General features: G+C 68.6%; 15 protein-coding genes and 1 tRNA gene. 2 read left to right on the top strand and 14 right to left on the bottom strand.

Annotation, left to right across the window (positions count from 1 at the left end):
* Nucleotides 1–7: 7 nt before the first annotated feature.
* The 12 genes from glsA to IMT31_RS00400 all read right to left on the bottom strand — a co-directional run bounded on the left by glsA (nt 8) and on the right by IMT31_RS00400 (nt 12,675).
* On the bottom strand, nt 8–1,834 hold the full coding sequence (gene glsA / locus IMT31_RS00455; RefSeq protein ID WP_413543401.1) for a glutaminase A: 1,827 nt from the start codon (nt 1,832–1,834) through the stop codon (nt 8–10).
* 75 nt (nt 1,835–1,909) lie between these two features.
* Nucleotides 1,910–1,985 (bottom strand) — tRNA-Ala (locus tag IMT31_RS00450).
* Between the two features lie 159 nt (nt 1,986–2,144).
* Nucleotides 2,145–2,591 carry a ribosome silencing factor gene (gene rsfS / locus IMT31_RS00445; protein WP_413543400.1) on the bottom strand — a complete coding sequence of 149 codons (447 nt, stop codon included), beginning with the start codon at nt 2,589–2,591 and terminating at the stop codon, nt 2,145–2,147.
* Between the two features lie 69 nt (nt 2,592–2,660).
* Entirely contained in the window at nt 2,661–3,653 is a 993-nt protein-coding gene (locus IMT31_RS00440; RefSeq protein WP_413543399.1) for a hypothetical protein, read from the bottom strand.
* Complete coding sequence (gene nadD / locus IMT31_RS00435) at nt 3,650–4,294, bottom strand: nicotinate-nucleotide adenylyltransferase (protein WP_413543398.1); 645 nt, start codon at nt 4,292–4,294, stop codon at nt 3,650–3,652. The genes IMT31_RS00440 and nadD overlap by 4 nt, the downstream gene beginning before the upstream one ends.
* Nucleotides 4,295–4,347: 53 nt before the next feature.
* Entirely contained in the window at nt 4,348–4,575 is a 228-nt protein-coding gene (locus IMT31_RS00430) for a hypothetical protein (protein ID WP_413543397.1), read from the bottom strand.
* 92 nt (nt 4,576–4,667) lie between these two features.
* Nucleotides 4,668–5,987: a glutamate-5-semialdehyde dehydrogenase gene (locus IMT31_RS00425; RefSeq protein WP_413543396.1), complete on the bottom strand. Its 1,320-nt coding sequence runs from the start codon at nt 5,985–5,987 to the stop codon at nt 4,668–4,670.
* A 28-nt stretch (nt 5,988–6,015) separates the two neighbouring features.
* Nucleotides 6,016–7,173 carry a glutamate 5-kinase gene (gene proB, locus IMT31_RS00420; protein WP_345361822.1) on the bottom strand — a complete coding sequence of 386 codons (1,158 nt, stop codon included), beginning with the start codon at nt 7,171–7,173 and terminating at the stop codon, nt 6,016–6,018.
* Entirely contained in the window at nt 7,166–8,782 is a 1,617-nt protein-coding gene (gene obgE / locus IMT31_RS00415; RefSeq protein ID WP_345361825.1) for a GTPase ObgE, read from the bottom strand. Before obgE ends, proB begins: the two co-directional genes overlap by 8 nt.
* A gap of 168 nt (nt 8,783–8,950) precedes the next feature.
* Nucleotides 8,951–9,211, bottom strand: a complete 261-nt coding sequence (gene rpmA, locus IMT31_RS00410) for a 50S ribosomal protein L27 (protein ID WP_345361828.1) — start codon at nt 9,209–9,211, stop codon at nt 8,951–8,953.
* 39 nt (nt 9,212–9,250) lie between these two features.
* On the bottom strand, nt 9,251–9,559 hold the full coding sequence (gene rplU, locus IMT31_RS00405; RefSeq protein ID WP_345361831.1) for a 50S ribosomal protein L21: 309 nt from the start codon (nt 9,557–9,559) through the stop codon (nt 9,251–9,253).
* A gap of 233 nt (nt 9,560–9,792) precedes the next feature.
* Entirely contained in the window at nt 9,793–12,675 is a 2,883-nt protein-coding gene (locus IMT31_RS00400) for an Rne/Rng family ribonuclease (RefSeq protein ID WP_413543395.1), read from the bottom strand.
* 419 nt (nt 12,676–13,094) lie between these two features.
* On the opposite strand from IMT31_RS00400, the gene IMT31_RS00395 reads away from it, so the two are divergent.
* A complete protein-coding gene (locus tag IMT31_RS00395) occupies nt 13,095–13,739 on the top strand; it encodes a vitamin K epoxide reductase family protein (RefSeq protein ID WP_413543394.1) in 645 nt (214 codons plus the stop codon).
* 123 nt (nt 13,740–13,862) lie between these two features.
* Here the strand turns inward: IMT31_RS00395 and IMT31_RS00390 are convergent, their stop codons facing one another.
* Nucleotides 13,863–14,381: a GyrI-like domain-containing protein gene (locus IMT31_RS00390; RefSeq protein ID WP_413543393.1), complete on the bottom strand. Its 519-nt coding sequence runs from the start codon at nt 14,379–14,381 to the stop codon at nt 13,863–13,865.
* A gap of 272 nt (nt 14,382–14,653) precedes the next feature.
* Between IMT31_RS00390 and IMT31_RS00385 the strand changes: the two genes are divergently transcribed.
* Nucleotides 14,654–15,754: a hypothetical protein gene (locus IMT31_RS00385; protein ID WP_413543392.1), complete on the top strand. Its 1,101-nt coding sequence runs from the start codon at nt 14,654–14,656 to the stop codon at nt 15,752–15,754.
* 114 nt (nt 15,755–15,868) lie between these two features.
* Here IMT31_RS00385 and ndk read toward each other — a convergent pair whose 3' ends face one another.
* Nucleotides 15,869–16,291, bottom strand: a complete 423-nt coding sequence (gene ndk / locus IMT31_RS00380; RefSeq protein WP_413543391.1) for a nucleoside-diphosphate kinase — start codon at nt 16,289–16,291, stop codon at nt 15,869–15,871.
* Between the last annotated feature and the right edge of the window lie 66 nt (nt 16,292–16,357).

Genomic DNA, 16,357 nt, shown 5'->3' with positions numbered 1-16,357 from the left:
CGGAGGGTCAGTACGTCAGCCGGACGGCGGCCTCTCTCAGGTAGCGGTCCACCAGGGTATAGGCGTCGCGGGTCAGGGCGCGCCACAGTTGAAGCGCCAGGTCCGGGTCCTCCGACTCCAGCGACTCGATCGCCTCCGGCGTCAGAACCATCAGCTCCACGTCACCGACGGCCTTCTCAGTGGTCTCCTGACGGTCCGAGGTGCCCAGGGCCAGCTCGCCGAAGGACATCCCCGCGCCCAGGGTGTTCAGCCGGACCCTCTCGCCTCCGGGATCGGTGGCAATGGTGTTGATCCGCCCTGCCACGATGAAGTGCACACCGCCGAAACGCTGTCCCACCCGGCGGATGACGTCCCCGTCCTCATGGAAGCGGCGCTCCATCAGCTCCGCGAGCCGTTGACGATCGGCCTCGGGCAACAGTGCCAGCGCCGGTGAGTCGATGACGGGGACCCGCTCGGTGGCCGTCGGCAGGTCGCCGTAGCGCTCCAGCAGGGCGTCCTCGCAGTGTTCCACCGCCTCCCCGAGGCCGCGGTAGACCGTCACCGGAGAACCGGACGGGCCGTCGTCGTCCATGGCCGTCACGGCCGGCGCGTCATCCCCGGTGACGAGCACCAGCTCCCGGCCGGCCGCGGCCAACTGCCGGCGCAGGCCGGTGATCATCTGCCGGGCGAGTTGGCCTGCGTCATAGACCTGACGGAGGTCCAGGACCACGAACCCGACGGAGTCGTCCAACTCGCTGACGGCCCGCACCAGGGACTCCGTGCCGGCGAAGAAGAGATCTCCCGTCACCTCCACGATCCGGGCCCGGTGTGCGTGCTGCTCCAGAACCTCGGCCTCCTCCACGGTGCGCCGCACCCGCGAGGGCAACTCGGAGATCTCCCGCGTGCTCTGCACGGCCGAACGCCCGCTGCGCGCCGAGCGCACGAAGTGCATCTCCATGTCCGTGGACAGGCGGCGGCAGGTCTCCAGGCCGCGCACACTGTTGCCGTGCCCATCAAGGGGCGGCGAGAAGACGGCCAAGCCGGCCTGACCGGGCAGGACCGCCAGCGTGCCGCCGCCCACGCCCGACTTCGCGGGCATGCCCACGCTGCTGACCCAAGCGCCGGCGTCGTCATACATCCCGGAGGTCATCATCACCGAGAGCACCCGCTCCACGACGTCGATCTCGAACACCTGCTCACCGGTCAGCGGCTGGCTGCCACCGTTGGCCAGCGTGGCTGCCATCAGGGCGAGGTCCCGGCAGCTGACCTGTACCGCGCACTGCCGCAGGTAAACCTCCAGCGCCCGCGTGGGATCGTTCTCGATGATCCCCACGGAGCTGAGCAGATAGGTCAGGGCGTGGTTGCGGTCGCTCTGACGGATCTCGACGTCGAACACGGACCGGCTGCTGGACAGCTTCCGGCCCGCGGAGCGCGAATAGGTGTCCACGATCCGGCGAACCGCCGACTTGCCGCCCCCGCCGCGGATCATCCCGGCAACGGCCAGGGCACCCGCATTGACCATGGAGTTCGCCGGCCGGCCTGTGTCCTGGGCGAGGGAGATCTGGTTGAACGGGTCTCCGGAGGGCTCCACGTCCACCTTCTCGTCCACGGCCTCGAAGCCGTAGTCCGCCAGGGCCAGACCATAGCTGAAGGGCTTGGAGATCGACTGGATGGAGAACTCCTGGTCCGCCACACCGACGGAGTAGACCCGGCCGTCCACTGTGGCCAGACAGATCCCGAAATCTCCGGGTCGCGGCTCGCGCCCAGCAGGATGGACATTATACGGTGCGCCAGAGCCCAGGTCCTGGACCTCGGCGAGCAGCTCCTCGAGATACTGCTGGATGGGTGATTCCATGGACCCCACGCTAATGGCTCGAATGCCCGGGTCATGAGAAAGGCCCTTCTTCCGAAGAAGAAGGGCCTTTCTATCTGGTGGAGGTAAGGGGATTCGAACCCCTGACCTTCTCCATGCCATGGAGACGCGCTACCAACTGCGCCATACCCCCAGAGTGGGTCGCCATCCCGGACTTCCAGAACCCTTTCGGTTTCCGTCTCCGTCCGAAGCAACTCCATAAATATACACAGCACCTCTCGCCCCTCGCAAATCGAGCGGGACACTGTGGCGGAGCGCACGGTGATCGCCACCCACGCCCCGCACCTGCAGCTCAGTCCCGGGCGGAGTTCGGCGTCCAGTCCCGCGTCCCGGTCTCCGGTTCCACAGCTGAGCCGCCCTCGTGTGAGGCCACCCCATCCGTCAGTCCCAGATCGATCAGCGGTGAGTCCTTCCACAGCCGGTCGAGGGCGTAGAACACCCGCTCCTCCTCATGCTGGACGTGCACCACGAAGTGCCCGTAGTCCAAGAGGACCCACCGGCCGCCCGCCTTGCCCTCACGGCGCAGGACGTCCAGGCGCAGTTGCTGGGTCAGCGCGTCCTCGATCTCATCCACCACCGAGAGCACCTGTCGTTCGGATCCGGCGGAGGCCAGCAGGAAGGCATCCGTCAGCCCCATCTGCTGGGCCACGTCCACCGCCACGATGTCCGTGGCCTGCTTGTCAGCAGCGGCTTGTCCGGCCAGTTTCAGGGCGTTCAGGGTGGTCTCGGGAACGGTCATTTGCACCTCAGGGCTGAAGGGTCGTGGTGGTGGTTGTCGTGGTGGTTGTGGTGGTGTGGTGGGCTCTCATCAGAGCACGAGGGCGAGAACGAACGCAATCAACAGGGCGAGGATCACGATTCCCGCCAACAGCATCAGGTTCCGCTCCCGGGACGACCAGGCGGACGCCTCCAGGGAGTCCAGCCCATGGGCGGACCGGGCCTGCACGGGCTCCTGGGAGACGGGCGGTGCCGCTGTCCGGCTACCTTCCGCCCCAGAGGTGGCCGGTGCCGCAGCGGTGGCCGGTGCCGTGTCCGGTTCCGGTGCCGTGTCCGGTTCCGGCGCCTGGTGGTCTTCGTGCGCCGCGGGGACCCGGGTGATGAGCCCGGTGTTCAGCAGCCGGGCCCGTTCGGCCAGCAGTTCCTGCTCGCGCAGCAACTGTGGGTCCACGGCGTCAGGGTCTCCCCCGCCAGAGGCCTCGATCCTGGCGGCCAGAGCTGCTCCCTCGGCGGCCAATGAGCCGCGTGTGGGCGCTTCCGCCGCGGTGACCGGCGAGCCGGCCTGGGCGTCGGCGCGCCGCGCCTGATGTCGGGTGCCGGGCTGGTTGCCGGACGGGGCCGCCTCCTGACGACGCCGCCGCTCGCGCAACTCCCGGCGGGTCAGAGGGTGGCCGTCCGCGCCCACGGGCACGCCGTCGTGGTCCACCGTCACCCCGTCTGGCCGTCCGGCGGCGACCCCGTGATCCGCCACCGCCTTGTCCGGCCCCTCCGATTCCGGGGACTTGATGGCGTAGTCACCCTTGGCGTCGTCGCGGACCGAGTAGATGACCCTCGGCAGTTGGCCGGTCAAGGGGCCCACGTCCGAGGGACTGACGTTGGTGGCCGGAAGCTCGAGGATCGTGGCCTTCGAGACGACCCCGGCAGGGGCCCCCGCCTCGCTGTCGACTCGGCGAGGCTGGCGCAATGACCGGCGCGTCGGCAGGGGCGACTCGCCGGCCGGCTGATCTTCCGGGCGGGCAGAGTCGCTCTTGATCTGCGGCGTGCCCAGGCGTGACCCGGGAGCCTTCGGTCGGTTCTGGCTCATACGGTGGACTCCGAGATGTCCCGGCCGGAGGTCCGACCGGCTTCCGCCGTGCCGCTCGGGCCTCCGCCGGGGAGGTGGGCGGAGGGAAGGTAGAGGTTGTGTTTGGCGATGTACTGCACCACGCCGTCCGGCACGAGGTACCAGACCGGCTTGCCGCTATGCACCCGCACCCGGCAGTCCGTCGAGGAGATCGCCATGGCAGGGATCTCCATCAGCTTCACACCGGTCTCCGGCCCGACCTCCACGAGTTCATGGCCCGGACGGGTCACGCCCACGAACTGGGCCATGTCCCACAGCCGGTGCACGTCCTTCCAGGTCATGATCTGCTCCAGGGCATCAGCTCCGGTGATGAAGAACAGGTCCGCCTCGGGCCTCAACGTCCGCAGATCGCGCAGCGTGTCCGCCGTGTAGGTGGGGCCCGGACGGTCGATGTCCACCCGGGACACCGTGAAGCGCGGGTTCGAGGCCGTGGCCACCACGGTCATGAGGTAGCGGTGCTCCGCGGGTGAGACCTTCTGCGAGTCCTTCTGCCACGGTTGGCCGGTGGGCACGAAGACCACCTCGTCCAGGTCCAGCTCAGAGGCCACCTCGGAGGCGGCCACCAGGTGGCCGTGGTGGATCGGATCGAAGGTGCCGCCCATGATTCCCAGGCGGAAACGACGTTGGGTCACAGTGGGCAGCGGCGTTGCGGGGATCAGTGGCCGGAACGCCGACCGCCGCGGCCGGCTGCGCCGTGCACGTCGACCTCGGCGGCGGGGACGGGGAGGCGCTTGCTGACGGAGCCCAGGGACATGGTGGCGGCCAGCATCAACAGCAGCAGGACGAAGGATCCCACGCCGAAGACCCAGTCCGGGGCGATGAGTTCATTGACCACGTGCGCCTCCTCGGCGGCAACGGTCACGGCGGCGGTCAGGTTCTGCATCTGGTGGTTCTCCCTTGTGGCGGCCGGCGCCCCGGCCTCGTATCACGGTGATGTCTGGGGTCCATCCTAGTACGTTCCCCGCCTCGAGCCGGTCAGGGCCGGATCTGCCCCTGGCCCCGCAGGACCCACTTGGTGGTGGTGAGTTCCTCCAGGCCCATCGGCCCGCGCGCATGCATCTTCTGGGTCGAGATGCCCACCTCGGCGCCGAGGCCCAGCTGCCCACCGTCGGTGAATCGCGTGGAGGCGTTGACGATCACGGCTGCCGAGTCGATCTCCGCCACGAAACGGTCGGCATGGGCCAGGTCGTTGGTCACGATCGCCTCGGTGTGTCCGGTGGACCAGCGGCGGATGTGGTCCATGGCCTCGTCCAGCGAGTTCACGGTCTTCACGGCCATCTCCAGCGCCAGGTACTCGGTGGCCCAGTCCTCGTCCGTGGCGTCCTGGGCCGAGCCCTCGGCCGCCGCGGGCAGCCATGCCCGTGCACCCTCGTCCACGTGGAGGAACACTCCTGCCCGGGACAGCGCCCGCAGCACCTCGCGGCCCGCCTCCTCTGCCCCCGCATGGATCAGCAGGGTCTCGGCCGAGTTGCACACGGAGACCCGCTGCGTCTTGGCATTCAGCGCGATGTCCACGGCCATCTCCACGGGGGCCGAGGCATCGATGTACAGGTGCACGTTGCCCTCGCCGGTCTCGATCACCGGCACCCTGGCGTGGTCCACCACGGACTGGATCAGTTCCCGTCCCCCGCGGGGCACCAGAACGTCCACGGAGCCCCGCTCGGACATCAGGGCGGTGGCCCCGTCCCTGCCGAGCTCGTCGATCCCCTGGACGATGTCCGCGTCAAAACCGTGGGCCAGCGCCTGCTCGCGCAGGATCTGGATCAACACGGTGTTGGTGTGCCGGGCCGCCGAACCGCCGCGCAGGATCACGGCGTTGCCGGACTTCAGCGCCAGTCCGGCGATGTCCACGGTCACGTTCGGCCGGGCCTCATAGATGGCGCCCACCACTCCGAGGGGGACGCGCAGCTGGGTCATGTGCAGTCCGTTGGGCAGATCCCGCCCGCGCACCACGTTGCCCACGGGGTCCGGCAGTGCCGCGAGTTCCTCCAGGGCGGCGGCCAGGGCGCCGATACGCTTTTCGTCCAGGCCGAGCCGGTCGAGCATGGCCTCCGAGGTGCCCTTCGCCCGGCCGTCCTCGACGTCCCTGCGGTTGGCGGTCAGGATGGCCGGGGCGTTGGCCACGAGGGCGCCCGCCATCCCCAGAAGGGTCTCGTCCTTGCGGGAACGGCGCGCGGTGGCCAATTCGCCGCGGGCCTTGCGGGCGCGTTCGGACACGTTCAGGATGGCGTCCCGGACCTCGGGGGCAACCCCCGTGGCGCCGGATGCGGCAGTGTTCTCAGCGGTGGTGGACATGCGCGCAGTCTATCCCGCAGGCGGGGCCCTACGGTCGCCGTGACCTGAGGGGAAGCCGCACACAGTCATCCGTGTGCACCACAGGACGTTGGTACTCCGGACCGAACTCCTCCAGCAGTTGGGCCGTCCGGCGCCCGAGCATCCCCGGCAGCTCAGTCGAGGAGTAGTTCACGAATCCCCGGGCCACCACTGTGCCGCGGGGGTCGGCCAGTTCGATCGGGTCGCCCGCATCGAAGCGGCCCTGGACACCGGTGACGCCGGCAGGCAACAGGGAGCGCCTGTTCGTCACCAGGGCGGTGACGGCGCCGTCGTCGATCACCACGCGGCCGTGCACCTCGGCGAGCAGGCCGAGCCAGATGCCCCGGGCGGACTGGCGCCGGCCGGAGGCCTGGAACCAGGTCCCCACGTCCTGACCCGCCAGTGCGGCGTCCGCATTGGCGGCCGAGGTGACGAGGGCGTGGATCCCGGAGCCTGCGGCGATCCCCGCCGCCTCCACCTTGGTCACCATTCCCCCGGTCCCGACGCCGGCCGGACCGGTGCGCCCGATCAGCACCTCGTCGAGGTCAGACCTGGACGCCACGTGGGAGATGCGGCTCGATCCGGGGCGTGAGGGTGGCGCCGTGTAGAGCGCGTCCACGTCCGTGAGCAACAGCAGGGCGTCTGCGCGCAGCAGGTTGGCCACCAGCGCGGAGAGCCGATCATTGTCACCGAAGCGGATCTCCGCCGTGGTCACGGTGTCGTTCTCGTTGACGATCGGCACCACGTCCAGCGCCAGCAGCCGGTTCAGCGCGCGGTGGGCGTTCGTGTACTGGGTGCGGCGGATCAGGTCCTCGGCCGTCAGCAGCACCTGTGCCACCTCGAGCCCATGCCGGGCGAAGGACGCCGTGTACTGGGCCAACAGCTTTCCCTGCCCGACGGCGGCCGCGGCCTGTTGCGTGGCCAGGTCCCGCGGTCGTTTGCCCAACCCCAGGGGGTGGATGCCCGCGGCGATGGTGCCGGAGGACACGAGGACGACCTCGGTGCCGCGAGCACGGACGGCGGCCAGGGAGTCCACCAGGGAGTCGATGGCCTGTCCGTTGACCCCCGTGGGAGTGGTGAGGGAGGACGAGCCGATCTTCACCACGAGGCGGCGGGCCCGATGAAGCGTGTCCCGGCCAGCCACCGGGTTGGGGACCTGCTCAGCCATGGGACCCGGGTCCCGGCTCTGCGTCGGTGTCGCTCTCGTCCTCGATCCCGGACAATCGGTTGATCTCCTGGTCCACCGCCCACACGCCCGTACGGCGCTCGGACTCCAGCTCAGCCTGGGTGGCGGCGCGTGCCGCCTTGCGCTCCTCGTAGTCGCGGCGCTTGTCCTCACGGGTGGGACGGTGCTGCTCCTCCATGCGGAGGTCCGCACCGCGCGGGCCACCGAGCAGTTCCGCGCCGGCGGCCATGGTGGGCTCCCAGTCGAAGACCACGCCATTGTCATCGGCACCGATGACCACGGCGTCTCCCGGCTTGGCGCCCTGCTTGAACAGCGCGTCCTCCACGCCGAGTCGATTGAGCCGGTCGGCCAGGTAGCCCACCGCCTCGTCGATGGTGAAGTCCGTCTGGGCCACCCAGCGTTCGGGCTTGGAGCCCCGGACCCGGAACAGGGGCTTGAGGTTGCGCTCCTCACGGCGGATCTCGAACTCCCCTCGGCCACCCTTGCGCGAGCGGACCGAGCGTGGCCTGACGACCTCCGGTTCGGCGGGCTGCTCCGGCTCCGGCAACCGTTCCCGGGCCTGGCGCACCAGGTCTGCCATGGCGAACTTCAACGGGTCGAGGCCCTTGTGGGACACCGCGGAGATCTCGAAGACCCGCAGTCCGCGCTCCTCCAGGGATTCCCGCACCATGTCCGCCATGTCCTGGCCGTCCGGAAGGTCCGTCTTGTTCAGGGCCACCAGCCGGGGACGCTCGTTCAGCGGCACCACTCCCTGTCCGCCCTGGGCAAAGGTGGGCTCCACCGCATAGGCGGCGAGCTCCGCCTCGATCGCGGCGAAGTCGGAGAGCGGATCCCGATCCGACTCCAGAGAGCCGCAGTCCAGCACGTGCACCAACGCCGCGCAGCGCTCCACGTGACGCAGGAACTCCAGGCCCAGGCCCTTGCCCTCGGAGGCACCCGGGATCAGGCCCGGAACGTCGGCCACCGTGTAACGGGTCTCCCCGGCCTGCACCACACCGAGGTTCGGGACCAGCGTGGTGAAGGGGTAGTCGGCGATCTTCGGGCGCGCCGCGGAGATCGAGGCGATGAGGGACGACTTGCCGGCCGAGGGGAATCCCACCAGAGCGATGTCCGCCACCGACTTCAGCTCCAGGACGATGTCCCGTTCCTCCCCGGGGATACCGAGCAGGGCGAATCCCGGCGCCTTGCGCTTGGCCGAGGAGAGCGCGGCGTTGCCGAGGCCGCCCTGCCCACCCTGGGCCGCCACGTAGCTGGCCCCGTGGCCCACGAGGTCCGCCAGGATGTTGCCGTCCTGATCCTTGACCACGGTGCCGTCCGGGACGCTCAGCGTCAGGGATTCGCCGAGGCCGCCATTGCGGAAGTCGCCCATGCCGGGTCCGCCGTTGCCGGCGTGACGGTGGGGGGCGTGGTGGAAGGAGAGCAACGTGGTGGTCTGGCTGTCCACCAACAGGGTGACGTCCCCGCCATCCCCGCCGTTGCCGCCGTCGGGCCCGCCCAGGGGCTTGAACTTCTCCCGCTTCACGGACGCCACGCCGTGGCCCCCGTGGCCTCCGGACACGTGCAGGACCACTCGGTCCACGAATGCCGCCATGGCCGCCTCTCTTAGAAACCTCTGCAGTACCACCCGTGTGGTGGTTACCAGTGTGGCGCATGCGCTGCGCCTTAACGACTACGGCGGGGGCGGGCCGTAAGTGGCCCACCCCCGCCGAAGCGATGAACTAGCGGGAGCCTGAGCCCCCGACACCGTCAACCGAGTGAATCACTCAGCAGCGGCAGTAACGATGTTCACGACCTTGCGGCCGCGGCGGTTGCCGAACTCGACGGCACCGGCGGACAGGGCGAACAGGGTGTCGTCCTTGCCGATGCCCACGTTGGAGCCCGGGTGGAACTTGGTGCCGCGCTGGCGGACCAGGATCTCGCCGGCGTTGACGGCCTGGCCGCCGAAACGCTTGACGCCCAGGAACTGCGGGTTCGAATCGCGGCCGTTCTTGGAGGAACTACCGGCCTTCTTATGTGCCATGGTGCAATCCTTTGATGTGTGGTCGGTTGAAGAGGCTGATCAGGCGATCGAGGTGACCTTGACGGTGGTCAGCTCGGAACGGTGACCCTGGCGCTTCTTGTAGCCGGTCTTGTTCTTGTACTTCTGGATGACAATCTTCTTGCCACGGGAATGGTCAAGGACCTCGGCGGTGACCTTGACCTTGGACAGGTCATCGGCACCGGTGGTCACCTTGTCCCCGTCCACCAGCATGACGGCGGACAGCTCCAGGGAGCTTCCGGCCTCAGCGGCGACGCGGTCAAGGGTAACGAGGTCTCCCACGGAGACCTTTTCCTGGCGGCCGCCAGCGCGGACAATCGCGTACACCACTTGGGACTCACTTCTCTCGACGTTGACAAATCTGTTCTGCTGCTACCCGCACCTGCCCAAACCAGCGGTGTCCGGCCGGCAACAGCGGACGGTCCCGGACAGCGGGGGCAATGGTTCGAGGCGTACCGGCGGGCCTTCCAACACCCATCTACAGGGGCAGACAGAAAACGACGGCAGCGCAGCACCGAGTAACTATCCTACCTGCCGGTCCCCCTCGCGGCCAAATGACACGCTCACTCGGGGCGGGCGATGTCCTCGGACTTGACCCCGACCCCGAGCATCATCGGCGCCGCCGGCCCACCGGGCTCCTGGACCTTGGCCGGGGTGGCATTCGTGGCCGAGGCGCTGAAGCGGTGGCCCTGGCCCGAATCGCCGCCAGCGGGTGCCTCCGCCGTACGGATGTCACCGGAGGTGCCGTCCGAGGAAGCGGCACGACGCCGGCGCCCGGGCCGCGCTGTACGCGCAGCCGGCGCCGGGGCGGAGGCTGCTGCCGGGGCGGAGTCGGGAACGGACGCGGCAGCCGGAGCGGCGGCCGGTGCGGAGTCAGGCGTCCGCTGGTCGCGCGGGGTCTTCTCGTCCAGGGCGCTCTCCAGGGTGGACAGGTCCGGGGCGGAATCGGCACGACGGGACCCTCGGCGCCCCCGCGGCATCTTCACGGACTCACCGCCGATCGTCAGGGACGACGCCTCGTGACCGGAGGAATCGGAGGCACTCCCTGCCTGCTTCCTGCTCGACTTCTGATCGGGCTTCTGCTCGGGCTGTTCGCCTCGCTCGGGCTTCTCGGACTTCTCCTCGTGGGCGCTGGCCGCGGCGGCCGCCATGTTGGCGAACGCGGTCCGGGCAGCCTCGGCACGTGCCTTCCGGCCTGCCTCCTCCTCGGGGGTGAGCTGCTGTTCTGCGCCCACCTCCGGCTCCTGGCGCTCCCGCTCCGCCTGACGCTCCCGGCTGCGGCGGCGACGCTCACTGCGGGAGGACTTCCGGCCGCCGTCGTGGGCATGACTGTCCGATCCACCCGAGTTGCCGGACCCGGAAGGTGCACGCTGTTCACCGTGCGCAGTATGCGCGCGGCGGTGCTCCACGGGCATGTCGTGGACGATGATGCCGCGGCCACTGCAGTGCTCGCACGTTTCAGAGAAGATCTCCACCAGGCCGGTGCCCATGCGCTTGCGCGTCATCTGGACCAGTCCCAGCGAGGTGACCTCGGCGACCTGATGCTTGGTGCGGTCCCGGCCGAGGCACTCGACCATCCGCCGCAGGACGAGATCGCGGTTGGACTCCAGCACCATGTCGATGAAGTCGATGACGATGATGCCGCCGATGTCCCGCAGCCGCAGCTGGCGGACGATCTCCTCCGCGGCCTCGAGGTTGTTCTTGGTGACCGTCTCCTCGAGGTTTCCGCCCGAGCCGGTGAACTTGCCGGTGTTGACGTCCACCACCGTCATGGCCTCGGTCCGGTCGATCACGAGCGAGCCGCCGGAGGGCAGGAACACCTTGCGGTCCAGGGCCTTCTGCAGCTGCTCGTCGATGCGGTTCGAGGCGAAGAGGTCCTCCCCGCCGTGATCCTCGGCCTTCCACTGCTCCAGTCGGGGCAGCAGGTCCGGGGCCACGTAGGTCACGTAGGCCTCGATGTTGTCCCAGACCTCCTCACCCTGGACGACCATGCCGGAGAAGTCCTCGTTGAAGACGTCACGAACCACCTTGATGGTCAGATCCGGCTCCGAGTAGAGCAGTTCCGGTGCCAGGGTCTTGTTGGAGGTCGATTGTGCCTCGATCCCCTCCCACTGGGCCCGCAGTCGGTTGATGTCATGCATCAGCTCCTGCTCCGAGGTTCCCTCCGCTGCGGTGCGGACGATCACGCCGGCGTTCTCCGGAAGGTGGTCCTTGAGGATCTTCTTCAGGCGGGACCGCTCCACGTCCGGCAGCTTGCGGGAGATGCCCGTCATGGAGCCGCCCGGCACGTAGACCAGGTAACGGCCCGGAAGGGAGACCTGACTGGTCAGGCGGGCACCCTTGTGCCCCACAGGATCCTTGGTGACCTGCACCAGCACGGAGTCCCCGGACTTCAACGCGTTCTCGATCTTGCGGGACTTGCCCTCGAGGCTGGCGGCGTCCCAGTTGACCTCGCCGGCATACAGTACGGCGTTGCGGCCGCGGCCGATGTCCACGAAGGCCGCCTCCATGGATGGCAGCACGTTCTGCACCTTGCCCACGTAGACGTTGCCGATCAGCGAGTCCTGGGTGGTGTTGGACACGAAGTGCTCCGCGAGGACACCGTCCTCCATGACGGCGATCTGGATGCGGTGGTCACGCTGACGCACCAGCATCTTGCGGTCCACCGACTCGCGACGGGCGAGGAACTCGGCCTCGGTGATGACGTGGCGGCGCTGGCGTCCGCCGGAGCGTGAATCGCGGCGGCGCTGACGCTTGGCCTCCAGTCGCGTGGAACCCTTGAGCGAGGTCACGGCTTCAGGGCCGGTGGCGCCGGACTGGCGTGGTGCCCGGACCCGGGTGACCGTGTTCTCCGGGTCATCGCCGGCCCCGCCCTCCATCTCCATGTCCACGTCCCCGCGGCGGCGCTTGCGGCGACGTCGGTTGCCGCCGTCCTCCCCCGAGTCCCCGTCCTGGTCCGCCGTACCGCCGGCGTCCCGGGAGCCGGAGCCGCGCTGGGACTGGTCCGAGCCGTCGTCGTTGTCGGGGTCCTGCCCCTGCCCCCCGGAGCGCCCCCGGCTCCGCCGGCGCCGGCGGGAGGAGCGGGAGCCGGACTGGTGGTCTGCGTCCTCGGGCTGGCTGTCCTGCGACTCGTCGCCGCCCTCATCCTCGGTGCCGTCCGAGTGGTCCGCGCGGCTGCTCCGCGACGAGCGAGGGGCCGGCGGCAGGGTGGACAGATCGGGAGCCTGGAAGATCAGTGCCAGCGGGTCATGCGCTGCGGCGGAGGAAGCCTCGGCCTCCTCCGGCGTCTCCTCCACCGGCTGCTCCGCCGACTCCGACAGCTCCGACGGCACTGACTCCGACGGCGCCGAGGTCTCGGACGCAGCGGCGGACTCCGTGACGGCGACCCCCGACTGTTCGTTCTGTTCGCTCTGTTCTGTCTGTTCAGTCTGATCGTTGGCTGTCATGAACAGCACCTCCTGCACCGCGGTCACGCCACACTCATGTCCGCGGAGCGGCCAGGTCCGTTCCCGGTGGCGTTTCCCCCGACCCGTCCAGCGGTCCTCGGGGTGCCGCCGTCGACGGACTCCAAAAGTCTGGGTTGAACCGTGAACGCGGTCTCCGCTGGATGCGGGGCACGTACCCGGAACCATCGGCGCCCCTGCCGGTCTCACGCGTTCTCTCGCGTGCCCGCGGCGGCTGTCGCACGGCCAGGGACGCGTGGTCCGCGTCACTCTGGCCGGGCAGTTTCCTCACACTGCCTCAGTCACCTGCCGCCGGCCCGGTGGCCGTCCGATGGACTCCGCCGATGGTGTGGCCACCGGCGAGTCGATGTTCATTCTCTCACACGCCTGTGGACAACGCCGGGAGGTCCTACGATGGAACGGTGAACTCCCCCGCGAACATCGGTGCCGACGCAGATGCCACTGCGACCACCGAGACCGAACGACAGTTGAGCTGGTACGCGCGGCCCATCGGCATGGCCTGGGTTCTCCTGGTGACCGGGCTGATCGGCCTCTACGGCACGCTCATGTTGGTCATGGAGCGGGTGATGCTCTGGAATGACCCGAACCACATCACCAGTTGCGATCTGAATCCCTGGGTCTCCTGCGGCGAGGTGATGAAGACCTGGCAGTCGCAGCTGTTCAGCTTCCCCAACCAGTTCATCGGCATGGTGGCGTTCCCGATCATCCTGACCATAGCGATGGCCCTGTTCGCCCGCGCGAGCTTCTCCCGTTGGTACTGGCTCGGCATGAATCTCGGGGTACTGGCCGGCTTCATCTTCATCGTGTGGCTGTGGAGCCAGGCGGTCTACGACATCAACATCCTGTGCCTGTACTGCATGGTCGTCTGGGCCGGGATGATCCCGATGTTCATCCTGCTCACCTCCCGCAACCTCCAACACGGAGTCATCCCCTCGAGCGCCAGAATCAGGAGATTCGCCGCCGATTGGAGCTGGCCCGTCATCGTACTGCTCTACGTGGGCGTGCTGGCCTCGATCCTGCTCCGCTTCTCGAACGCGTTCTTCTAGGCACCGTCTTGGACCGGTACCCGCCACCCGCCGCAGACCGGGGGGCGTAGTCCTCACTCGAGGTCGGGGCCGGGCAGGTCGGGGCCGGGCAGGTCGGGGCCGGGCAGGTCTTGTCAGGTCAGGTCAGTTGATGAGGGTGACCAGGTCGGTGCGCATGGACGCGGGATCCGCCTCCGGGCTCGGCTCCGTCACGTAGAACTCCCAGAACGGCAGGACCGGCTCGTGGCCGGCCTCCGCGACGGCCTGCATGAACGCGCCCCAGGCCGCACCCAGACCGTCATAGGATCCCAGGTGGGACACGATCGCCACTCGACCGGCCGGCAACCGGGAGGGCTGCAGCGTGAGTCCGGCCTCCGTGGGCACCGCCTCGGCCAACGCCAGGTCGACGGGAAAGCCGATCTCCATGTCCACTGTCTCCGAGGGCATCCGGGTCTGCAGGGAGAAGGCCGGGCCCACCGGCTGGACGCCGTGGGCACTCAGGACCGGGAACAGCGCGGAGAAGGTGGAATCGAACGCGGAGGCCATGTCCGCCATCGGGAAGTCCGCGAAGACGCTCACCACGGTGGGGGCCTCCGGTGCCTCGAGGAAGGTGACTTCGGTGTAGGGATCGGCCAAGAAGTACGGCGTGGAGGTGTCGGTCATGCCACGAGGCTAGACCTGTCCGGATCACCCGACCACTCCGAATCTGCTGCCTCATCAGGCCGGCGGCAACTTCCTCAGATTTCACGCAGATCGGTCCCAACTCGCTTCGAATCTGAGTGGAATCGGAGGACTCTCGGCTCAGTGGCATCCGCGAGGCCGACCTGTCCGCTCCTCCACAGGCCACCACTCCACAGGCGACAGATTTGGCCGGCCAGTCCACGAACGCCCCCTCGGCTCGCCGAGACCCCTGCAGTCTCCAGCACGATGGCCGGATGGACAGCACCACCCTGGACTGCACCACACCCCCGGCGTCGAGGCAGGACCCCCTGTTGATCTCGTGCCGCGAACAGGACCACCGACGCTCCGCAAGCACCTGGCGAAGGGCCGTGGAGCGAGGAGACGCCCTACGGCTCGCTCCCGGGGTCTTCTGCCGGACCGAAGTCTGGTTCCGACACGCTCCATGGGACCGGTATCTGCTGTCCGCGGTGGCCCATGCCCTCTCCCGCCAGGACCCGGTCATCTTCATCGGCATCACCGCGCTACTGCTCCACGGCCTCCCCACAGCCGATGTTCCCGCGCATCTCGAGGTCCGAGCCGGATCCCCCGGACGGGCCGGAGTGACCCACCAGCCGAAGCTCTACCGGGACGGGGTCCCCGAGGTGCAGGCCTACCTCAAGCACCTCCAGGCAACGGGGCAGGACTTCGATGGCTCGTTCCCCGTCCAACCCCTGGTCAGACGCCGGTGGTCTCGGCGCCAGCCCACGGAGGATCCGGACACCATCACCGTTCAGCTCTCTGACGGGACCGAGGTGGGCACGGTCCTCGCAGCTTCCCTCCACCACGCCTTGAGCGACGTGCTCGTCCGTGAACCGCTGTTGGTGTCCGTGACGCCGGCGGATGCTGCCAAGCGCCTCCACCGCGAGTGGGCGGCGGCGTTCACTGATCTCGCGGAACCGCTGATCGCCTCGAAGTCCGGGCTACGCCGACTCTTGGCGGCGTGGTCCTTCGCAGACGGCCGTGCGGAGTCTCCCGGTGAGTCACTGAGCCGGGCGGCCGCCCATGAGTTGGGGTTTGTTGTCCCGGAATCCCAGAAGAACCTGTATGACGGCGCGAATCAATGGATCGCGCGGGTTGACCATTGGTGGGAGGAGGTCAATCTGGCCGGCGAGTTCGACGGAAGGTCCAAGTACTCCTCAGGCTTCCGGAAGCCCGGCGACTCCTGGCAGGACGCCCTGGTGCGGGAGAAGGAACGGGAGGACGCCATCCGCCGTACCGGCGCGGGGGTGGCGCGTTGGGTGTGGAAGGACGTCCGGGACCTCCCACGATTCGCACGTCTCCTGATCCACCACGGGGTACCCCGGCGCGCAGGCTGACCTCCGGGAGGTGGCCGGCATCAGCCGGAAACAGAACGTCATCCGATTCCACGCATCTTGGCCGGGAGACGGCCGGCAAGATGCGTGGAATCAGATGACGGTGGACGGAGAGGCTCAGGCGAACCAGAGGCCCAGCTCACGTGCGGCGGACTCGGTCGAGTCAGAGCCGTGGACCAGGTTCTTCTGCACGGCCTCTCCCCAGTCACGGCCGAGGTCTCCGCGGATGGTTCCGGGGGCCGCAGTGGTGGGCTCCGTGGCACCTGCCAGTGAGCGGAAGCCCTCGATCACGCGGTGGCCCTGTACGCGGGCTGCGACCACCGGTCCGGAGCCCATGAACTCCACGAGGGGCTCGAAGAAGGGCTTGCCCTCGTGCTCGGCATAGTGCTGCGCGAGCAGATCACGGCTCGGCACGAGCATGGTCAGGTCCGCCACGGTGTATCCCTTGGCCTCGATCCGGGCCAGGATCTGGCCGGTCAGTCCACGGGCCACGCCATCGGGCTTGATCAGGACGAGGGTCTCTTCAACGGTGGTGGTCACGAATGCTCCTTGGTGTCCGGGAAAATCTCTCCGCGTCCAACCCTAATGCGATTCGGGCGGGACACG

The organism is Citricoccus nitrophenolicus (assembly GCF_047305825.1).
Classification (GTDB): domain Bacteria; phylum Actinomycetota; class Actinomycetes; order Actinomycetales; family Micrococcaceae; genus Citricoccus; species Citricoccus nitrophenolicus.
Note: the sequence above shows the minus strand (reverse complement) of the source record. Positions and strands in the feature narration are given on the sequence as shown.

Excerpts from the sequence above, each read along its gene's own strand:
- glsA (WP_413543401.1), bottom strand. The coding sequence starts at position 1,834 with ATGGAATCACCCATCCAGCAGTATCTCGAGGAGCTGCTCGCCGAGGTC.
- rsfS (WP_413543400.1), bottom strand. The coding sequence starts at position 2,591 with ATGACCGTTCCCGAGACCACCCTGAACGCCCTGAAACTGGCCGGACAA.
- IMT31_RS00440 (WP_413543399.1), bottom strand. The coding sequence starts at position 3,653 with ATGAGCCAGAACCGACCGAAGGCTCCCGGGTCACGCCTGGGCACGCCG.
- nadD (WP_413543398.1), bottom strand. The coding sequence starts at position 4,294 with ATGGGCGGCACCTTCGATCCGATCCACCACGGCCACCTGGTGGCCGCC.
- IMT31_RS00430 (WP_413543397.1), bottom strand. The coding sequence starts at position 4,575 with ATGCAGAACCTGACCGCCGCCGTGACCGTTGCCGCCGAGGAGGCGCAC.
- IMT31_RS00425 (WP_413543396.1), bottom strand. The coding sequence starts at position 5,987 with ATGTCCACCACCGCTGAGAACACTGCCGCATCCGGCGCCACGGGGGTT.
- proB (WP_345361822.1), bottom strand. The coding sequence starts at position 7,173 with ATGGCTGAGCAGGTCCCCAACCCGGTGGCTGGCCGGGACACGCTTCAT.
- obgE (WP_345361825.1), bottom strand. The coding sequence starts at position 8,782 with ATGGCGGCATTCGTGGACCGAGTGGTCCTGCACGTGTCCGGAGGCCAC.
- rpmA (WP_345361828.1), bottom strand. The coding sequence starts at position 9,211 with ATGGCACATAAGAAGGCCGGTAGTTCCTCCAAGAACGGCCGCGATTCG.
- IMT31_RS00400 (WP_413543395.1), bottom strand. The coding sequence starts at position 12,675 with ATGACAGCCAACGATCAGACTGAACAGACAGAACAGAGCGAACAGAAC.
- IMT31_RS00390 (WP_413543393.1), bottom strand. The coding sequence starts at position 14,381 with ATGACCGACACCTCCACGCCGTACTTCTTGGCCGATCCCTACACCGAA.
- IMT31_RS00385 (WP_413543392.1), top strand. The coding sequence starts at position 14,654 with ATGGACAGCACCACCCTGGACTGCACCACACCCCCGGCGTCGAGGCAG.